Raw genomic sequence first — 17,177 nt, 5'->3', positions numbered from 1 at the left:
GCTCCTTGGGTCGTTGCGGCTATTTTCGAACGATCCCGCGCAGCCCGCGCTGGTCGGCTGCCTCTTTGATGAGGCCAGCAATCTTTCGAACGAATGCTGGACTGAAAGAACCGATGGGTTTCACCGTGACGAGGTCGTAAGCTTCGTCGGTCCGCACCCGGTTGTACTGGTCGAGGATCAGCCATGACGGAAAATCGAAGCCGCCCCTCCGACACTCGATCTCACTGACTGCAATATGCGTCGGGTTGCTGCGACGTAAGCGGGAACAGGAACAGCGCTGCCGGTGTAGTCGGAGTTCTGACCACGATGCAGACAGGACGCGCCTTGCGGCCGGATTCTTCACCAGCGTCGGCCTGCCGCGCCCACAGATAGTAATACCTGAGCAGATCGCCCGGCTTAAACATCCGACCCATCGTCGGCTGTGATGGCTTCCAAACCCGACATCAGCTCGTTGTGGATCGCGTCAGGCGCGTTCTCGATCGTACAAGCGGCGGCATCAGACGAGCCAACGAGTTGCCAGTATTGTCTGGCTGAAAGGATGATCAGCTTCTCTTTACCGCGTTTCGTAAGAGCTACAGGCTCGATCATCGCCGTTTCGAGGATCTCGCCCGATGCGCGGTTCATGTCTGAAAAGGTGAATTGTTTCATCGGCGCCTCATGCGTAATATACCCAGTATACCTATTTTACGTACTAAATAGTGGTCCTATGCGATTTGGGCCGGGAATAAACCGCCCTCCGCCGGCGTTATTCATGCGCTTGGGTAACCGCAGCGGTTGGGCCGCTTCGCGCTGACTGCTTGCACCGCGCCGCGAAGGCGCGTTCTATCCGGATGGAAAGCGACCTCGAAACAAGCGGTCATGGACGACAAGAAGGCAGCGATCCTGAGCGAAATACCGCGGTTGCGGCGCTATGCGCGCTCGCTGCTGCGCGAGCGCGATTCCGCCGACGACCTGGTCCAGGATTGCCTGGAGCGGGCGCTCGTGCGGCTCGACAACTGGCAGACTGGAGAGAGCCCCCGGAGGTGGCTGTTTACGATCATGCATCACTTGTTCATCGACCAGATGCGCAAGGTCAACCGGCGCGGCGAGGCGGCGATGCTGCCTCTCGAAGCCGGTGAAGCCCAAGCCGCGCCCGCCGATCAGGTCGAGACCATCGCCTCGCGCGAGATCATGGATGCCTTGCAGGCGATCAGCCCCGATCGCCGCGCGGCCTTGGTGATGGTCGCCATCGAGGGCTTTTCCTATGCCGAGGCCGCCAACATCCTTGGCGTGCCGGCCGGCACGCTGATGTCGCGCATCGCGCGCGGCCGGGAGGAATTGCGAGGATTGCTCGACGACACATCGCGCCGCCGCTCGATAAGGATCGTCGAAAAATGACCCGCAGCGATTTTTCCGAACGCGATATCCATATGGCCCTCGACGGCGAACTGCCGGGCGAGGAGCGCATGGCTTACGACGCCTGGCTCGAAGCCAATCCCGAGATGAAGGCAAAGTCCGCGCGCTACATCGCCGACCGCGCCGCCATGCGCGCCGCCCTGGCCGGCGTGATGGAAGAGCCGGTGCCGGCAAGGCTGCGGCAGGTCGTGCTTGGCGAGGCGCCTGCAAAAGCATCGCCCTGGCGCTCGCGCTGGTGGCTCTCGGCCGCAGCCGCCGTTGTGCTCGCTGTGGGCGGCCTCGGCGGCTATGTCGCCGGCATCGACAGCGTCAGCCGCGGCGACGACGGCGACGACCAACTCGCCGAGCAGGCGATCGCCGCCCATGTCCTGTACGCCGCCGAGAAGCGCCATGCCGTCGAGGTCCCGGCAAGCGACAAGGACCATCTCCAGACCTGGCTGTCGAACCGAGTCGGGCTGAAGCTGGTTGCGCCCGACCTGGCGGCCGAGGGCTTCCAACTGGTCGGTGGGCGGCTGCTGCCGGCCGGCGGCCAGGGCAAGGCGGCGATGCTGCTCTACGAAGACGGCAAGGGCGAGCGCATCTCGCTCTTCGTCACCGCCGAATCGTCGGCGACGTCCAAGGGCACCTATACTGCCGAGGGGGGCGGACCGGAGGCGGTCTACTGGCTGGATAAAGGCTATGCTTGCGCCGTCGTCGGCTCGTTGCCGCCGGAGCGGCTGTCGGATGTCGCAAAAACCGCTTATGGCCAGCTTGTGGCAGGCATATCGAGCTGAACCGGCTGCCTTTTTCGGCGGTCGGCAGCCCTTTGAACGGCAATCCTGTCCAAACGCTTTGCCCTTTCCAGCCGGGGCGGAAACTGTCACAATTCAGCCCTAATCAAGGAGCGATAGCGCTTGATGAATACTGGCGGTTCGGCCGGTGTTCGCGACGCATCCACCGGGGCCGTTTTCTTTAATCCAATCGAGGTTCTCCCAAGCCCGCATGCCTGCCGAGATCCGCAAGGCCCGTGCGTCAGACGTCGATGACCTCGCCGCCATCGAGAAGGCGGTGTTTCCGGGCGACAGGCTCTCGCGCCGCTCCTTCCGCCAGTTCATCGAACGCGAAACCGCCGAGATGCTGGTCGCTGAGAATGAGGGCCGTGTCGCGGGCTATGCGGTGGTGCTGTTTCGCAAGGGCAGCGGAGTGGCGCGGCTCTATTCCATTGCCGTCGGCCCATTCTTCGGTCGGCTCGGTATCGGCCGCCTTCTGCTGGCGGCCGCCGAGGACGCGGCCTTCGAGCACGACCGGCTGTTGCTGCGCCTCGAAGTGCGCGAGGACAACGATCGCGCCATTCGTATCTACGAGCAGGCCGGCTATCGAAAACTGGGCCGCGAGCCCGAATATTACGAGGATGGCGCCACGGCGCTGCGCTACGAAAAGACGCTGCGCGGCGACACCCCGACCGCGACCAGGGTGCCGTTCTACCAGCAGACCTGCGAGTTCACGTGCGGCCCTTGCTGCCTGATGATGGCGATGGCCAATTTCGATCCTGGCTTCGTGCCTGATCCGGTCATGGAAATCCGCCTGTGGCGCGAGGCGACCACTGTCTTCATGATGTCCGGCCCTGGCGGCTGCGAGCCTTTCGGCCTGGCGGTCGCCGGCTACGAGAGCGGACTTGCGGCCGAGATATTCGTCTCCTTTTACGGCGCGTTGTTCCTCCAGTCGGTGAGGAGCGTGGACAAGCGCCGGGTGATGGAGCTTGCCCAGGTCGATTTCCGTCGTCGCGCCGAACTCTACGGTATCCCTGTCAATTACCGTCCGTTCGGCATCGGCGACATCCGTGACGCCCTTGCCGAGGGCAAGCTGGTTGTGGTCCTGATCAGCGGCTTCCTGATGTTCGGCAAGAAGGTGCCGCATTGGGTGCTGGCCATCGGCGACGATGGCGACCATATCCTGATCCACGATCCCTGGGTCGAGGATGAAAGGCAGGAAACGATCCTCGATGCCGCGAACATTCCGGTGCCCTACGACATCTTCATGAATATGGCGCAGTTCGGCCGCGACGGTTTGCGCGCCGCCATCACTCTGGGAAAACGCTGAGACAATGACCTGGGTTATCCTGACAGGCAGGCAGAACGATCTCGATCAGGTGGCCACACCCCACAAGATCATCACCAACCGCGACTATCTCGCGCATCCGGCGCTGTTCCGCGGCCAGCGGCCGAAGGTGATCAACCTGTCGAACAATTACGGCTACCAGAGCCGCGGCTACTACGCCTCGCTTCTCGCGGGCTCGCGCGGCCACAGGGTGATCCCGACCGTCGAGACCATGATCGACCTTTCGGAGCGCAAGCTCTACGAGCACGCGCTGCCGGAGCTCGAGCTCGCCCTGAACAAATGCCGCAAGGATCTCGGCGGGATTTTTCCGGCCAAGGTAGCGATCTTCTTCGGCATCGGTCCGTCGAAAGTATGGGATCGTTTCGCCAAGCTGTTGTTCGACTGGTTCCGCGCGCCGGCGCTCGAGGTCCACATCAAGGACAGCGCCGAATGGGCCTCGATCCGCAAGATCGGCTTCCTGCCGCTTGCCCGCATGTCCGAGGATGAGGAAGAGTTCTTCCTGCAATGCCTGGACACCTACACCAACCGCGAATGGCGCGACACCAAGGGCCGCACGCCGGCGCGCTACACGTTCGCGACGCTGGTCGACCCGCATGAGGAACTGCCGCCGTCGGAGATTTCCTCGCTGCGCTATTGGGCGAGAATCGCCGAGAAGATGGGCGTCGAGGTCGAGCCGATCACCAGGAAGGACCTCGCCAAACTCGCTAACTACGACGCGCTGTTTATCCGCGAGACCACGGCCATCTCCAACCACACCTACCGCTTCGCGCGCCGCGCCCAGCAGGAAGGCATGCCGGTGATCGACGATCCGCTGTCGATGATCCGCTGCACCAACAAGGTCTATCTCAACGAGCTGATGACCTACAACAAGGTGCCGGTGCCGCCGACGGTGATGATCGCCGGCACGTCCGACTTCGAGTTGGCGGCGCAGACACTGGGTTTTCCGCTGGTGCTGAAGATCCCGGATTCGTCTTTCTCGCGCGGCGTCAAGAAATGCGAGAACATGGCCGAGCTGACCAAGCTCGCGACCGAATGGCTGGACGATTCCGATCTCTTGATCGCGCAGAAATTCATCCCCACCGAGTATGACTGGCGCGTCGGCGTGCTCGGCGGCCAACCGCTGTTTGCCGTGCATTATCTGATGGCGAAAAAGCACTGGCAGATCGTCAACCACAAGGCCAGCGGCAAACCCGACCAGGGCGGTATCAAGACATTCACACTTAAGCAGACGCCGCCGCATGTCGTCGAGACGGCGGTGCGGGCGGCAAAATGCATCGGCGACGGGCTCTACGGCGTCGACCTCAAGGAGACCAAGGACGGCGTCTTCGTCATCGAGGTCAACGACAATCCCAACCTCGACCATGGCTGGGAGGATTCGGGTGAGAAGGACGAGCTCTGGGTGCGGCTGACGCAGTGGTTCCTGGAGCGCCTGGAAAGGCCGGAGAAGTAGCGGCGGGAGAAGGGGAACTGGGGAACTGAGGAACTGAGGAACTGAGGAACTGAAGAATCTGGCGGAACCATCTGTCCTTGCGTCATCAGCCCATCATTTCTTAATCTCATCAGTTCTTCAGTTCTTCAGTTCTTCAGTTCTTCAGTTCCTCAGTTCTTCAGTTCTTCAGTTCCTCAGTTCCCAATCAATCAAACCGAGAGGGAAACAAATGCTGTTCCTAGCGATCGAGGACTTTCATGGCGCGGACCGCAAGGAGATCTATCGCCGCTTTCGCGACAAGGGCCGGCTGAAGCCTGACGAGCTCGTTGTCCACCACTCCTGGATCGCGGCCGATATGAGCCGCTGCTTCCTGCTGGTGGAGGCCGATGACGTCACGATCCTGCAGCGCTGGGCCATCGAGTGGAACGACCTCGTCGAGTTCGAGATCGTTCCAGTGGCGACGAGCAAGGACATGGTTGCGGCGCTGGCCGGGCATCTCTAAGCGAATATCCTGGCCCGCCGTTTCTTCAATTTGCGCAGAACTGCCTAACTGCGTCTTAAGCCCGGCTTGCTATTCCGCGTATATTGTGGATTGCCCAGAGGCTCTAAAAAGATGATCAGGCTGTTTCAATCGGGCAATTGCGGCCAAATTCTTTACCTCGTTCTTTTGGTCTTCTTGATCGGGTTTGATTTTGCCAAGGACCCTATCCAGCATTTTCTGGTCGGGACCAAAGAGAACATTCAAAGGCAGATCTATGCGGTAGACGGCAACAGTATGGCCCTGAGCCAAAAGTCCTTTGTCGAGGAACTGAGGACGCCGGACTATGGGATGCACGATAAGCCGAAATCCGCCGAGCAACTTGCTTCCGGCATGGTCGCCAGAGGGCTCGCTATGGAGGCAAAGAGCTCCGCCATCGGCACGGTCTATATCTCCATCCTTGTGGCGATGGGCTTTGCCACCATCGTCGCGATCATTTGGATGGTATTCGCCCGCGTGCGCGACATTGGTTGGCCGGCCGCGGTAGGGTTCGGCGTTCTTGCGCCGAAGCTTGCAATTTCAGTTCTTCCCGGCAGTCTTCCGCCGCCGGCCTTTGACATCCTGCAATACAGCTTCATCGCCGCCATAATCGTGCTTGGGTTCGTGCCGGGTGGATTTGCCCACGGACCGCGTGCCGAACCGGCTCGGCAGGCAATCATACCCGAGCCGGCGCGTCGTGCCCCTGGCCAATTCGGTCAAAGACGCCGCTGAGCTGCGGCGCCAAGCGCCGGCGATCCGACGGCGCGCACGCATTCCCCAATCAGCCATTCGCGGAACGCCGCCACGATATCGCGTCTGGCGCCGCGTTCCGGGATCGTCGGGCAGTAGGGCTGGCGCAACTCCAGCGATCTGGCAACGGGCCAGCCCCCCAGCCGGCCGTCTTCCAGCGCCTGGGCGCAGTAGGCGCCTTGCGCCAGCGCCATGCCCAGCCCTGAAATGGCGGAGATCGAGCGCTGCCCGCGACAAGTTCGCGGAGAGACCGCTCTGCATTGTGCGGCCCGCTTCGCTTTCCCGTCGCCTCGAACCAGTTGCGCCAGGATGGGAAAGATGCGCCGGTCGGTCCCCCGTCGGTCCGCGCAAGGAGGGAAGGGCGGCCACGACAATCCGAAAGATAGGATTACCTTACCTCTTTCGCTGAAATCCTCGTTTTTCGAGAGGTTTGTTTCTGGGTATCGTGATCTCATGAACGCAATCGACCACGACGCAGCCATCGACCATCGCTCCGTGATAGCCTCGCTGACGAATGAGGAGCGCAGTCGGCTGACCGGCAAATCGGATGGGCCGGCCCTTGTTCAGTTCGCGCTCCATCTCGGCGCGATCATCCTCCTTGGCGCGCTGATCGCGGCCAAGGTGCGTTTCTGGCCGGTCCTGATGCTGCCGCAGGGCATCCTGATCGTGTTCCTGTTCACGCTGCTGCATGAAACGGTGCACAGGACGGCGTTCGAAACGCAGTGGTTGAACGATACCATCGCGCGCTTTTGCAGCCTGGCGCTCGCGCTGCCGGCCGACTGGTTCCGCTACTTCCATTTCGCCCATCACCGCTTCACCCAGGATCCCGAAAACGATCCGGAGCTGGCTTTCCCGAAGCCCGAGACGGTGCGGCAATACATCGTCCACGTCTCCGGCCTGCCGGTGTGGTGGGGGCATGTCAAGATGCTCTACACCAATGCGATGGGGCGCTGCCGCGACACCTACGTGCCGCCGAAGGGCTTGCCGAAGGTGAAGGCCGAGGCACGGGCGATGATCGCCTTCTATGTCGTCCTGCTGGCGCTTGCGGTCTGGTTCAGGGCCTCGGTGCTGCTCTATGTCTGGATCGTGCCGGCGCTGCTCGGCCAGCCGTTCCTCAGGCTCTATCTGCTGGCCGAGCACGGCCGCTGTCCCTTTGTCGCCAACATGCTGGAAAACACCCGCACGACGCTGACCAACTGGTTCGTGCGCAAGCTCGCCTGGAACATGCCTTATCATGCCGAGCACCACGTCTATCCCGGCGTGCCGTTCCACCAGCTGCCGGAATTTCACCGTCTGATCGAGCGGCACCTCAAGGTGGTCGAGCCAGGCTATGTCTCTTTCCACGAGAAATACATAGAGGCACTGCGCTAGCGCGTGTCGATATTCAGGTGGTGCCGGCCTGCAAATGCCAGCTTCCTGCGCTTCCGGTGCTCACGTCCTTCAGTACGCTCCGCTCCGGTTCTCGGAATCCGTCATTCTCGGCACGGCCTGACCTGAATCTCAACACGTGCAAGTAGGAGAAGTCAGCCTGATTGGCGCAGCTGCGCCTGCGAGCGCAGCAGCCTGCCAATGTCGGACGCCTTGGCCGGCACGCCGATCAGAAAGCCTTGCGCCTCGCCGCAACCGGCTTTGCGAAGCATATCGAGCTGCGCTTCGGTCTCGACCCCCTCCGCGGTGACGGTGATGCCGAGCTCGGCGCCGAGCCTGATCACCGTGCGCACGATCGCCGCCGTGTCGCGCTTATCGAGGTCGCGGATGAAGGAGCGGTCGATCTTGATCTTGTCGACGGGGAAGCGCCGAAGGTAGCCGAGCGAGGAATAGCCGGTGCCGAAATCGTCGAGTGCGATGCGCACGCCGAGACCGCGCAACTGGCTCAGCGTCTTCTGCACCGCGTCGCTTTCGTCCATCATCACCGTCTCGGTGATTTCGAGCTCCAGGCGGTTGGCCGGCAGGCCGGAAAAGGCAAGCGCCGAGATCACGCTGCGAGCGAAGCCGCCGCTCTTGATCTGTGCGGCCGAGACATTGACGGCCATGCGCATGTCCGGCGGCCAGTTCGCCGCCACGTTGCAAGCCTTGCGCAACGCCCAATCGCCGAGCTGCACGATCAGTCCGGTTTCCTCGGCGGCGGCGATGAAGTTTTCCGGCGATACCAGGCCGCGCGACCGCGAGCGCCAGCGCATCAGGGCTTCCGCGCCGACAACTTTGCCGGAGCCGATGTCGAGTATCGGCTGGAAGTCGAGTTCGAATTCGCGCCTGGACAGCGCTGCCTCGAGATCGGCCTCGAGCGCCCGGCGCTCCCGCATCAGCGCATCCATGCCCTGCTCGAAGAAGCGGTAGACGTTGCGCCCTTCGCTCTTGCCCCGGTAGAGCGCCATGTCGGCGTTGGTGAGCAGCGTGTCGGCGTCGTGTCCGTCGCCAGGATAGAGCGCGATGCCGAGGCTCACGCCAACATGCATCTCTCGCCCCTTGTCGCGATAAGGCTTGCCGACGATCTCGACGATGCGCTTGGCGAGCTTTTCGGCGTCGGCGACGCTCTTGATGCCCGACTGGATGATGGCGAATTCGTCGCCGCCGAAGCGCGCCACCACGTCCTTGCTGCTGCGCACGGCCTGCTGTAGCCGCTTGGCGACGCATTTCAGCAGCCAGTCGCCGGCCGGGTGGCCGAACGTGTCGTTGACGGCCTTGAAGCGGTCGAGGTCGAGCGAGAGGATTGCCAGCGGCTTTGCCTCGCCAAGCGCCTGGTCCAGCTTTTCGCGAAACATCGACCGGTTGGGCAGGTTGGTCAGCGTGTCGTGATGCGCAAGATGCGTCATACGCTCTTCGGTGCGCCGGCGCTCGGTGACGTCGTCGAAGGTCACCACCCAGCCACCGCCGCTCATCGGCTGACGGACAACCAGAAATGTCCTGCCGTCGGCAAGATACCGGTAAGTCGAATGCATCTGCCCCGCCCGCAGGCAAGCTTCGGTCTTGGCGACTTCGCTGTCGACATCGATCTTTGTGTAGATGCCGAGCTCCAGCAGTCGTTTGAGCGCGTCCCGGTGCGTCGTGCCGAACGGGAAATCCGCCGCGGCTACGTTGTAGAGCTCCAGAAAACGCTGATTGCGTACGATCATCTTGCCGCCGGCGTCATACATCAGCAGGCCTTGCGACATGTTGGCTAAGGCAGCGTCGAAGCGGCGGTGCTGCTCTTTCAGCTCCTTTTCGGCGCGCCGTTGCACGGTCACGTCCTCGTAGATCGAGACCCAGCCGCCGGAAGCCAGCGGCCGGTGCGAGATGACGATGATGCGCCCATCCGCCAGAGCCTCCTCATAGGTCGAGGGCTTCGCGCCGTCGATATAGGGCTTGCGGACGGCATAGAGCTCCTCGGCGCTTTGCGAGGCGATGCCGATATCGACGCTGTGCTGGAGGATGTCGAAGAAGCGGATGCCGGGCTTCATCACCTTGGCGTCGAGGCGGAAGAGGTCGATGTAGTTGCGGTTGCAGATAATCATCCGCTCATCGGCGTCGAACATGCACAGGCCATGCGACATATTCTCGACAGCCGCCGCGAAGCGCTCGTTCTGCGCGCGAAGTTCTTCGGCTATTCGTCGCACCGGGCCAACACCGGCCGCTCTTCGCTTGCCGGCGAACGAACCAGTCTTGACATGTGCGCCGGGCATGAGCACGCCTTCGGATTGTGACCGAACGCAAATACTGTCCTGCTCGCCGGTTAATTTAGCGTTCTGTTAAGGGGTGGAATTGACCGCGCGCGAAGACTGGCGCCTGGTTTCCAGTGTCTTGAAACGCCTGAGAAAAGCTGTTTGAGCCCAGGTCACGGATTTTGGTGTGAAGTCGAAGCTATCGGCGGAGAAGCCGCGCGGCCGGCCGAAATACTCGGTCGCCTCAGCGGTCGAAAAGCCGGCCAGTAGCGTCGCCTCGTAATAGGCGGCGATCTGGTCGGCGCGCTTGATGTCATTGCGCAAGGAGGCGGCGAGTTCCGCCGGCAGCGAGAAACGCAGATGGATCGCGCGCTGCAGGCGCAGCTCGCAATCCTTGTAGGAACCGCCCATCACCGATTTGAACGGCGAGATCATGTCGCCGATGACATATTCCGGCGCATCATGCAGCAGCGCTGCGAGCCGCGCCTCGGCCGGGGCTGCAGGCGCCAGTTCACCGTAGAGAGCTTCGACCAGCAGCGAATGCTGCGCCACCGAGAAGGCATGGTCGCCTCTGGTCTGGCCGTTCCAGCGCGCGACGCGGGCGAGCCCGTGCGCGATATCGGCGATCTCGATGTCCAGCGGCGAGGGATCGAGCAGGTCGAGCCGCCGGCCGGACAGCATGCGTTGCCAGGCGCGCGGCGGCGCGCCGGCCCGGTCGGCCGCCATCAGGCCTCCTCCGCGCTGACCGCACCTTCAGGGAAGGTGTACTTCACCCAGGCGGGAATGGCGAGCGTTACCGGAATCTCGCCCGCCGTGATCGCCTCGCCGGCATCCAGCGCCGCCTTGACGCGGTCGATGCGGGCAATGGCGAGACCGGTCCGGTGGCCGACAGACCCGAGCGTGCCCACCAGTCGGCCGGCCACGGTGAGCTCGGTCCCGGCGGCGGGCAGGGGGCTATCGGCCGAAGCGATTAGCACACGGCGCCGCGCGGTGCCGCGATGCTGCATGCGCGAGACCACTTCCTGGCCGATATAGCAGCCCTTCTTGAAACCGACGCCGCCCGTCTCGTCGAGCAGCACGTCATGCGGGAAGGCATCGCCAAGCTGGTAGTCGCTGCCGCTTTCGGCAATGCCGTTGCCGATGCGCATGTTCAGCCAGCCATTCGGGTCGCCGCCGTCCCGTGCCTCGCCGCCATAAGTGCGGGTAACCGTGATATTTTGAAACCGCGTGTCGGAGAGCGCTGTTGAATCAAAACGTGAGGCGGTTGAATCATCACCCCATGCGACTGTGACAAGCACCTTATCCTGCTTGGCGATCTCGGCCTTTGCCCTTAGCCGGTAAAGCATCAGCCTGCGCACGAAGTCGTCGGCGATGTCGGCCCGGCATTCCAGTTGGAAGCCATCGTCGCCGGCGCGCGAGACCAGGAAATCGAACAGAATCTTGCCCTGCGGCGAAAGCAGCGCGCCAGGTTTTGCCTGGCCCCGGCCGAGGGCGTCGAGATCGGTGGTGAGGATGTTCTGCAAAAAATGCTCGGCATCGGGGCCTGACACGGAAATGAGCGCGCGGTCTTTGATTTGGGCAAAGGGCATGAGCGTGAAATCGGCCTGATCTTGCAAAACGTCCGGTCATTACGTAAGCCGGCCACACTCCCCCCGCAAGAGATTGGACCTGCCCATGGCAACCACCTTCGACCTCATCCTGACAGGCGGCACGGTGGTCAACCATGACGGCGAGGGACGGCGCGACATCGGCGTGAAGGCCGGACGCATCGCGCGGATCGGCGATCTCGGCCAGGCTTCGGCCGGCGAAACCATTGACTGCACGGGCCTGCACATCCTGCCTGGCGTCGTTGACAGCCAGGTGCATTTTCGCGAACCGGGGCTGGAGCACAAGGAGGATCTGGAAACCGGCTCCCGCGCCGCGGTGCTGGGCGGCGTCACCGCCGTCTTCGAAATGCCCAACACCAATCCGCTGACCACCAGCGAGGCAGCACTTGCCGACAAGGTGCGCCGCGCTACCGGCCGCATGCATTGCGACTTCGCCTTCTGGGTCGGCGGGACGCGCGACAATGCTCGTGATGTCGGCGAACTGGAACGGCTGCCGGGCGCGGCCGGCATAAAAGTGTTCATGGGCTCGTCCACCGGCGATCTTCTGGTCGAGGACGATGAAGGCGTCGCCTCGATCCTGCGCAACACCCGCCGCCGCTCCGCCTTCCACTCGGAGGACGAGTTCCGCCTGCGCGAACGGCTCGGCGAGCGCGTCGACGGCGATCCGTCGTCGCATCCCGTCTGGCGCGACGAGATCGCGGCGCTGCGTTGCACGGAGCGGCTGGTGCGCATCGCCAGGCGGACACGCGCGCGCATCCATGTGCTGCACATATCGACGGCCGAGGAGATCGTCTTCCTCGAGCAGCACAAGGATGTCGCGACCTGCGAGGCCACGCCGCATCATCTGACGCTGAGCGCCGACGACTATGCGCGGCTTGGCACGCTCATCCAGATGAACCCGCCGGTGCGGGCGCCACGCCATCGTGAAGGCGTCTGGCACGGCATTTCGCAGGGCATCGTCGATGTCCTTGGCTCCGACCACGCGCCGCACACGCTGGCCGAGAAGGCGAAGCCCTATCCGGCCTCGCCGTCCGGCATGACCGGCGTGCAGACGCTGGTGCCGATCATGCTCGACCACGTCAATGCCGGCCGGCTCAGCCTGCAGCGCTTCGTCGACCTTTCCAGCCATGGTCCTCAGCGCATTTTCGGCATGGCCAGGAAAGGCCGCATCGCCGCCGGCTACGATGCCGATTTCACGATCGTCGACATGAAGCGGCGCGAGACCATCACCAACGCGCAGGCCGGCTCCAGGGCCGGATGGACGCCCTATGACGGCAAAGAGGTCACCGGCTGGCCGGTCGGCACCATCGTGCGCGGCACGCGCGTCATGTGGGAAGGCGAGATCGCGACACCCGGCCAGGGCAGGGCGGTGGAGTTCTCCGAGGCGCTGCCGGCCTGATCCCGCCGACATTGGATTTGTTAAGTGCTCTGCATTATCTTGAGTGGGCTATGCCCGCGAATATTGCGCCGATCATTCCTGCGGAATTTCCTGAGCTCCAGGCGCTCGCCTGGAACCGCGATGTCGCGCGCCCTATTCCCGCGAAAGAGGCCTTTGCGCTTTACGAACGCGACTGGCGCTTTGTCGACCAAAAGCGCCTTACGGCGCGTGAGAAGCGGTTATCATGAAATTGGCCGACGAATTCGGTCACGGCATCCTTCTGACCACTGCCTGAGCCATCGCAACAATCCTCGGCAATAGGACGATCCGCTATGGTCGTGTTTCTTCGCGCCCCCCTCTGTCCTGCCGGACATCTCCCCCACGAGGGGGGAGATTGGCAGCTTCGGCGCCTCGCTCGCCCCACAGCGTTGGTGATTGGCGAAAGCCGGCGTGACATCTGATCTCCCCCCAAGTGGGGGAGATGTCCGGCAGGACAGAGGGGGGGCGCTGTCCCGCCAGCCTTACCGAGTAAGGGCGAAATTCAATCCCCGGCGACGAAGAACAGCCACTGTCCCGTCGGCGTGATGCCGACGCGGTAGAAGATGTAGGCGCCGAACTGCTTCATGTCGTCATAGTCGCTGGCGGTGACCAGCTTGAACAATTCGACGCGCTGCCTGGCATCGAGCTTGTCGAGCGGCAGCGCGAAGAAATACGGCCAGACATAGAGTTCCTGCGGCGTGCCGGTGTCGACATGGACGTAGCCGGCCGAAAGCACCTCTTCCAGAATGGCGAGGATTTCCTGGCCGCCGCCGTCCCCCGAAAGGCTCTTGAGGAAGGTGACCGGGTCCCCATCGATGTCGCCCAGCGACAGTTGCGTCATGGAATCGCCTTTGCCGATCAGCGGCCTCAGCTTCTCGATGTCGCCGGTCCGGCAGGCCTCGATGAGCAGCCCGTGCATGCGCTTGACCGGTTCGGGAAGCGTGTTGAGGTCGTAGACGACCGCGGGCGGCGGCGCGTCAGGGTCTGCGCGCGGGCTGGTGATGCCGCCATTGGCGGGCGGCGTCTCCGGCTCCGACTTGTCGGTGTCGTCGGCCGGCTGGCCGTCCGCGGGCTTGGTGCCGGGCGGCTCCGGCATCGGCACGGCAGCGCCGGGCGCGGCGCTGTCGCTATTGGCGGGCGGGGTGACCGGCGAAGGCACGTCCTCGCGCTGAATCTCGCTCAGCGCGTAGGAAGGCGTGCTGGTAAGGCACAGAGGCAGCGCCAGGCAGGAGGCGGCGATCAGGATGCTGAGGGCCAGCCCGCGCGGCCGACCTGACATCGAAAATCTCACCGCTTGCCTCTCCATGGTTCCCGGGCTCGGCCCGGCCGGCACATTGAATGTCCGAGTGCATGGACATGATGCCCAAACGGCGCGTCAAAAGTCACTATCAAAAAGTCGCTGTCAAAACGGGTGGCTAGTGCTTCAGCCGTTCCGGCTCGAACGCGCCGGCAATCACTTTTTCCCGCATACGGTCGAGCAGGGCAAGCGCCGAGGTCTCGCCATTGGCGCGCAACATCTCGCCGAAAGCGGTCTCCAGCGCCGCTTCGGCGATGATTTCCGGTTCGATGCCCGCCGACAGGCCCTCGGCCCACGCTTCGCTGTGGCTCTCCACGGCAGTCAGCCGCTTTTCTTCCCTGACCAAAGCGTCGATGTCGCTGACACCATGTTCCATTGCGATATCCACTTTCTACAAGCGTCGATCCGACGAGGGATCCGGCTTGGTCTGTCAGTTCGTCCGGAGTCTCAATTAAGTCTTTGTAAATACGACATTTTTACGGTCGAAATCCACATTCCGGGCGAGACTGCCCTTAATTGATGCCGAGCTTAGCCGATTAGACCGGCTTGGGGCATCGAAACCTTCAGTTTGAGTTAATTCCACAACTGCGCGCTAACGTTTCATTAACACTGTTGCGCAAGTGCAACACATGATTGCACCAGAGCGGGACAGGACACAATAAGGCACGTCACGTTGGCGCCGATTGCCCGCAACAAATCTGGGCAAAACGCGCAGCGGTCGAGCCGGTCTCAATTCCCGTAGCGGGAAGCGATGTCGCGCGACAGCGTCTCGCCTTCCTTCATGTAGCGGGCGATGGCCTCGGTCGCCGAAGGCGTGCATCGCGTGTAGGTGCCGCTGAAGGAGCGGTAGCCGCGGTTGAACGAGGCGATGAAGCGGGCGCGCCGGTCAGCATCGGGATTTTCCGATTCGAGCAGCTTTTCCATCTCGACCCGCCACTTGTCACCCTTCTCGCCACACAGGTTGCGCAGGAAGTGCAGCGATCCCAGAACTTCCGCCAGCCGCATCAGCCCGGGCTCGAAAGGCGCCTCGGCGGCGGGCGCTGGGGACGCTGCGACGGTCATGCTGACGGCGAGGCACGCGGCGAGAAAAGCGGGAGCGCGGGTCATCAAAGCCTTGCGGTGAAAGGGCAGGGCTTTGTGGCGAAACATTTCGTCGCCTGCAAGGCCATTCTGGATGCTCACCGCCTTGTGCCTTGCGCTGACCCAAGCAATTCCTCGGCGACCGAGAACACGTCGCCCGCCAGCGGCATTCCTGCCATTTCCGCCAGCGTGTAGAACGCAGCGGTCTCGGCATCGTCGCTGGCAACGGGCTCGCCGCCGGCATAGGCAGCGCCGAACACGGTCAGCAGGTAGTCGACCGCGTGGTTTTCAGCATGGCCGTCGATATGGATGTCGCGTAGCGGCCGGTAGCCTGTTGCCTCGAGCCCGGTCTCTTCCTGCAACTCGCGCGCCGCGGCTTGCGCAAGCGTTTCGCCCGGCTCGACCTTGCCGCCGGGATAGGCATAGAGCCCTTGCGACGGCGCCCGCGCGCGCTTGACCAGAAGCACGGTGCCGCCGCGCACGACGGCGACGGAAACGGCCGGTATGATCTTGCGCTGTTCCATGCGTGCCGATCTTTCTGCAGCCTTTTGTGGATCGATTGGGCGAATCCAGCTTTAGCCGTTGCAGCCTGGCGGTTCCATCGCCACTTTCGTGGCACGTCAATCGAAGAACCCAGATCCATGTGCGGACGCTTTGCCCTGACCGCCACGCCGGACCAGACCGCCGCCTTGCTCGGCCTGGCGGAACTGGAGGAATTTCCGGCGCGCTACAACATCGCGCCAACGCAGCCGGTGCTTATGGCGCTTGCCGGGCCGCAACGGGAGCCGGGCTCGAACCTGCCGGACCGCCAGGCGATGCTTGTGCGCTGGGGCCTGATTCCTACCTGGGTCGAGGACACCAAGGCGTTTCCGCTGCTCATCAACGCCCGCTCCGATGGCGTGCTGCAAAAGGCTTCGTTCAAAACCGCCATGCGCCACCGCCGCGCTCTGGTGCCGGCCTCCGGCTTTTACGAATGGCAGCAGTCGGGCGGCAAAAAGGGCCAGCCCTACTGGATCCGGCCGAAGCGAGGCGGGGTGATTGCCTTCGCCGGGCTGATCGAGACTTATTCCGAACCTGGCGGTTCCGAGATGGATACCGGCGCGATCATCACGACCGAGGCCAATGCCGGCATCGCCCATATCCATGACCGCATGCCGGTGGTGATCGAGGAGCGCGACTTCGCCCGCTGGCTCGATTGCCGCACGCAGGAGCCGCGCGACGTGCTCGACCTGTTGAAGCCCGCCGAGCCCGATTTGTTCGAGGCGATTCCGGTTTCAGACCTGGTCAACAAGGTCGCCAACACCGGGCCGGAGATTCAGGAACGGGGCGTCGTCGGGCCACAGGCCGAGAAGGTCAGGCGCCAGAAGCCCGGCGCGGACGAAAAGCAGATGACGCTCTTTTAGCGAAGGCTGCTCGCCTTGATAGGCTGCTTTGGGGCCTTCATCTCCAGGGCGCTTGTTTGCGCCCTCATCGCCGGCGTCCCCATGGTTGGGAACCGTGCCGGTCGTTCTTGTCAGGCGGCGCGCGGCGAGACGATCTTCTGCGTCGGCTTCTTCTTCTTCGCGGTGTGAAGAAGCGCTGCGACGATGGCCGCCGGGCCGATCGCGCGGTAGTGGCTGGCGAGAGCCGGCTGCGTTTGTCGGTCCTGTTCCTGCTTGGTGCGAGCCATGATTCTCTCCCTGGTAACGGTTTCGTGTTCAGCGTTTGTCGGCTGATTCCGACCAAATCGTGACTTCTGGCGGTCTAGCCTGCGAATGTTTCATCACTGTGCCGACATGTTCAATAAAATGTTTCGGCCTGTCTTTACCTGTGACCCAACGACATCTTTCCTGAGTAGAGCGACTTGACGGCAACACCCGCCGGCGCGATAAAGCCGCGCATGAAAACGTCTTTCGCCATTTGTGGCATTTGCATTATTGGCTAGCCTCGCGCTGGTCCGGACGTTTTCGC

Annotated in this window: 19 protein-coding genes and 2 pseudogenes; 10 read left to right on the top strand and 11 right to left on the bottom strand. The window is 62.9% G+C overall.

The window, feature by feature from the left end; genetic code table 11:
* Positions 1–19: 19 nt before the first annotated feature.
* A complete protein-coding gene (locus tag LB552_RS14570; protein WP_224607503.1) occupies positions 20–343 on the bottom strand; it encodes a hypothetical protein in 324 nt (107 codons plus the stop codon).
* Between the two features lie 53 nt (positions 344–396).
* Positions 397–648, bottom strand: a complete 252-nt coding sequence (locus tag LB552_RS14565; RefSeq protein WP_224544134.1) for a prevent-host-death protein — start codon at positions 646–648, stop codon at positions 397–399.
* Positions 649–858: 210 nt separating this feature from the next.
* Here LB552_RS14565 and LB552_RS14560 point away from each other — a divergent pair, with 210 nt between their 5' ends.
* The 6 genes from LB552_RS14560 (at position 859) to LB552_RS14535 (ending at position 6,170) form a co-directional block, all read left to right on the top strand.
* Positions 859–1,377, top strand: a complete 519-nt coding sequence (locus LB552_RS14560; protein ID WP_040984221.1) for an RNA polymerase sigma factor — start codon at positions 859–861, stop codon at positions 1,375–1,377.
* Entirely contained in the window at positions 1,374–2,168 is a 795-nt protein-coding gene (locus LB552_RS14555) for an anti-sigma factor family protein (RefSeq protein WP_224607500.1), read from the top strand. Before LB552_RS14560 ends, LB552_RS14555 begins: the two co-directional genes overlap by 4 nt.
* Before the next feature lie 208 nt (positions 2,169–2,376).
* Positions 2,377–3,474, top strand: a complete 1,098-nt coding sequence (locus LB552_RS14550; RefSeq protein WP_224607497.1) for a GNAT family N-acetyltransferase/peptidase C39 family protein — start codon at positions 2,377–2,379, stop codon at positions 3,472–3,474.
* A 4-nt stretch (positions 3,475–3,478) separates the two neighbouring features.
* Positions 3,479–4,942: a RimK family protein gene (locus tag LB552_RS14545; RefSeq protein WP_224607494.1), complete on the top strand. Its 1,464-nt coding sequence runs from the start codon at positions 3,479–3,481 to the stop codon at positions 4,940–4,942.
* Between the two features lie 208 nt (positions 4,943–5,150).
* The gene (locus tag LB552_RS14540) at positions 5,151–5,423 is read left to right on the top strand and encodes a DUF3303 domain-containing protein (RefSeq protein WP_224607463.1); all 273 of its coding nucleotides are present in this window, start codon (positions 5,151–5,153) and stop codon (positions 5,421–5,423) included.
* A 111-nt stretch (positions 5,424–5,534) separates the two neighbouring features.
* Entirely contained in the window at positions 5,535–6,170 is a 636-nt protein-coding gene (locus LB552_RS14535) for a hypothetical protein (protein WP_224607445.1), read from the top strand.
* Here the strand turns inward: LB552_RS14535 and LB552_RS29860 are convergent.
* A pseudogene (locus LB552_RS29860) lies at positions 6,155–6,540 on the bottom strand (LysR substrate-binding domain-containing protein); the annotation flags it as partial. The gene LB552_RS14535 and the pseudogene LB552_RS29860 overlap by 16 nt on opposite strands.
* A 128-nt stretch (positions 6,541–6,668) precedes the next feature.
* Here LB552_RS29860 and LB552_RS14525 point away from each other — a divergent pair.
* The gene (locus tag LB552_RS14525; RefSeq protein WP_318012041.1) at positions 6,669–7,559 is read left to right on the top strand and encodes a fatty acid desaturase family protein; all 891 of its coding nucleotides are present in this window, start codon (positions 6,669–6,671) and stop codon (positions 7,557–7,559) included.
* Between the two features lie 152 nt (positions 7,560–7,711).
* Here the strand turns inward: LB552_RS14525 and LB552_RS14520 are convergent, their stop codons facing one another.
* From LB552_RS14520 to LB552_RS14510, 3 genes are all read right to left on the bottom strand, one after another.
* The gene (locus tag LB552_RS14520) at positions 7,712–9,847 is read right to left on the bottom strand and encodes a putative bifunctional diguanylate cyclase/phosphodiesterase (RefSeq protein ID WP_224607441.1); all 2,136 of its coding nucleotides are present in this window, start codon (positions 9,845–9,847) and stop codon (positions 7,712–7,714) included.
* Positions 9,848–9,913: 66 nt separating this feature from the next.
* Positions 9,914–10,552, bottom strand: coding sequence for a YfbR-like 5'-deoxynucleotidase (locus LB552_RS14515; protein ID WP_140842479.1), 639 nt, complete (start codon positions 10,550–10,552; stop codon positions 9,914–9,916).
* The gene (locus LB552_RS14510) at positions 10,552–11,415 is read right to left on the bottom strand and encodes a YgfZ/GcvT domain-containing protein (protein ID WP_224607438.1); all 864 of its coding nucleotides are present in this window, start codon (positions 11,413–11,415) and stop codon (positions 10,552–10,554) included. Before LB552_RS14510 ends, LB552_RS14515 begins: the two co-directional genes overlap by 1 nt.
* A gap of 85 nt (positions 11,416–11,500) precedes the next feature.
* Here LB552_RS14510 and LB552_RS14505 point away from each other — a divergent pair, with 85 nt between their 5' ends.
* Positions 11,501–12,832: a dihydroorotase gene (locus LB552_RS14505; RefSeq protein ID WP_224607420.1), complete on the top strand. Its 1,332-nt coding sequence runs from the start codon at positions 11,501–11,503 to the stop codon at positions 12,830–12,832.
* A gap of 50 nt (positions 12,833–12,882) precedes the next feature.
* Positions 12,883–13,106: pseudogene (locus LB552_RS14500) on the top strand (hypothetical protein).
* Between the two features lie 246 nt (positions 13,107–13,352).
* On the opposite strand, the gene LB552_RS14495 reads toward LB552_RS14500, so the two are convergent.
* From LB552_RS14495 to LB552_RS14480, 4 genes are all read right to left on the bottom strand, one after another.
* Positions 13,353–14,141, bottom strand: a complete 789-nt coding sequence (locus LB552_RS14495) for a hypothetical protein (RefSeq protein ID WP_224607414.1) — start codon at positions 14,139–14,141, stop codon at positions 13,353–13,355.
* A 124-nt stretch (positions 14,142–14,265) separates the two neighbouring features.
* Positions 14,266–14,523: a hypothetical protein gene (locus tag LB552_RS14490; RefSeq protein WP_040984202.1), complete on the bottom strand. Its 258-nt coding sequence runs from the start codon at positions 14,521–14,523 to the stop codon at positions 14,266–14,268.
* A gap of 353 nt (positions 14,524–14,876) precedes the next feature.
* Positions 14,877–15,254 (bottom strand): TIGR02301 family protein, encoded by a 378-nt coding sequence (locus LB552_RS14485; RefSeq protein WP_224607704.1) that lies wholly within the window; start codon positions 15,252–15,254, stop codon positions 14,877–14,879.
* Positions 15,255–15,325: 71 nt separating this feature from the next.
* On the bottom strand, positions 15,326–15,751 hold the full coding sequence (locus LB552_RS14480) for an NUDIX hydrolase (protein WP_140842471.1): 426 nt from the start codon (positions 15,749–15,751) through the stop codon (positions 15,326–15,328).
* A gap of 117 nt (positions 15,752–15,868) precedes the next feature.
* Between LB552_RS14480 and LB552_RS14475 the strand changes: the two genes are divergently transcribed.
* Positions 15,869–16,630 (top strand): SOS response-associated peptidase, encoded by a 762-nt coding sequence (locus LB552_RS14475; protein ID WP_224607411.1) that lies wholly within the window; start codon positions 15,869–15,871, stop codon positions 16,628–16,630.
* A 110-nt stretch (positions 16,631–16,740) separates the two neighbouring features.
* On the opposite strand, the gene LB552_RS14470 is transcribed toward LB552_RS14475, so the two are convergent.
* Positions 16,741–16,896, bottom strand: coding sequence for a hypothetical protein (locus LB552_RS14470; RefSeq protein ID WP_095766957.1), 156 nt, complete (start codon positions 16,894–16,896; stop codon positions 16,741–16,743).
* Positions 16,897–17,177: the final 281 nt, after the last annotated feature.

Source organism: Mesorhizobium sp. CA7, from assembly GCF_020165015.1.
GTDB lineage: Bacteria > Pseudomonadota > Alphaproteobacteria > Rhizobiales > Rhizobiaceae > Mesorhizobium.
The sequence above is the reverse complement of the archived record's forward strand: the minus strand, read 5'-3'. Positions and strand labels throughout refer to the sequence as shown.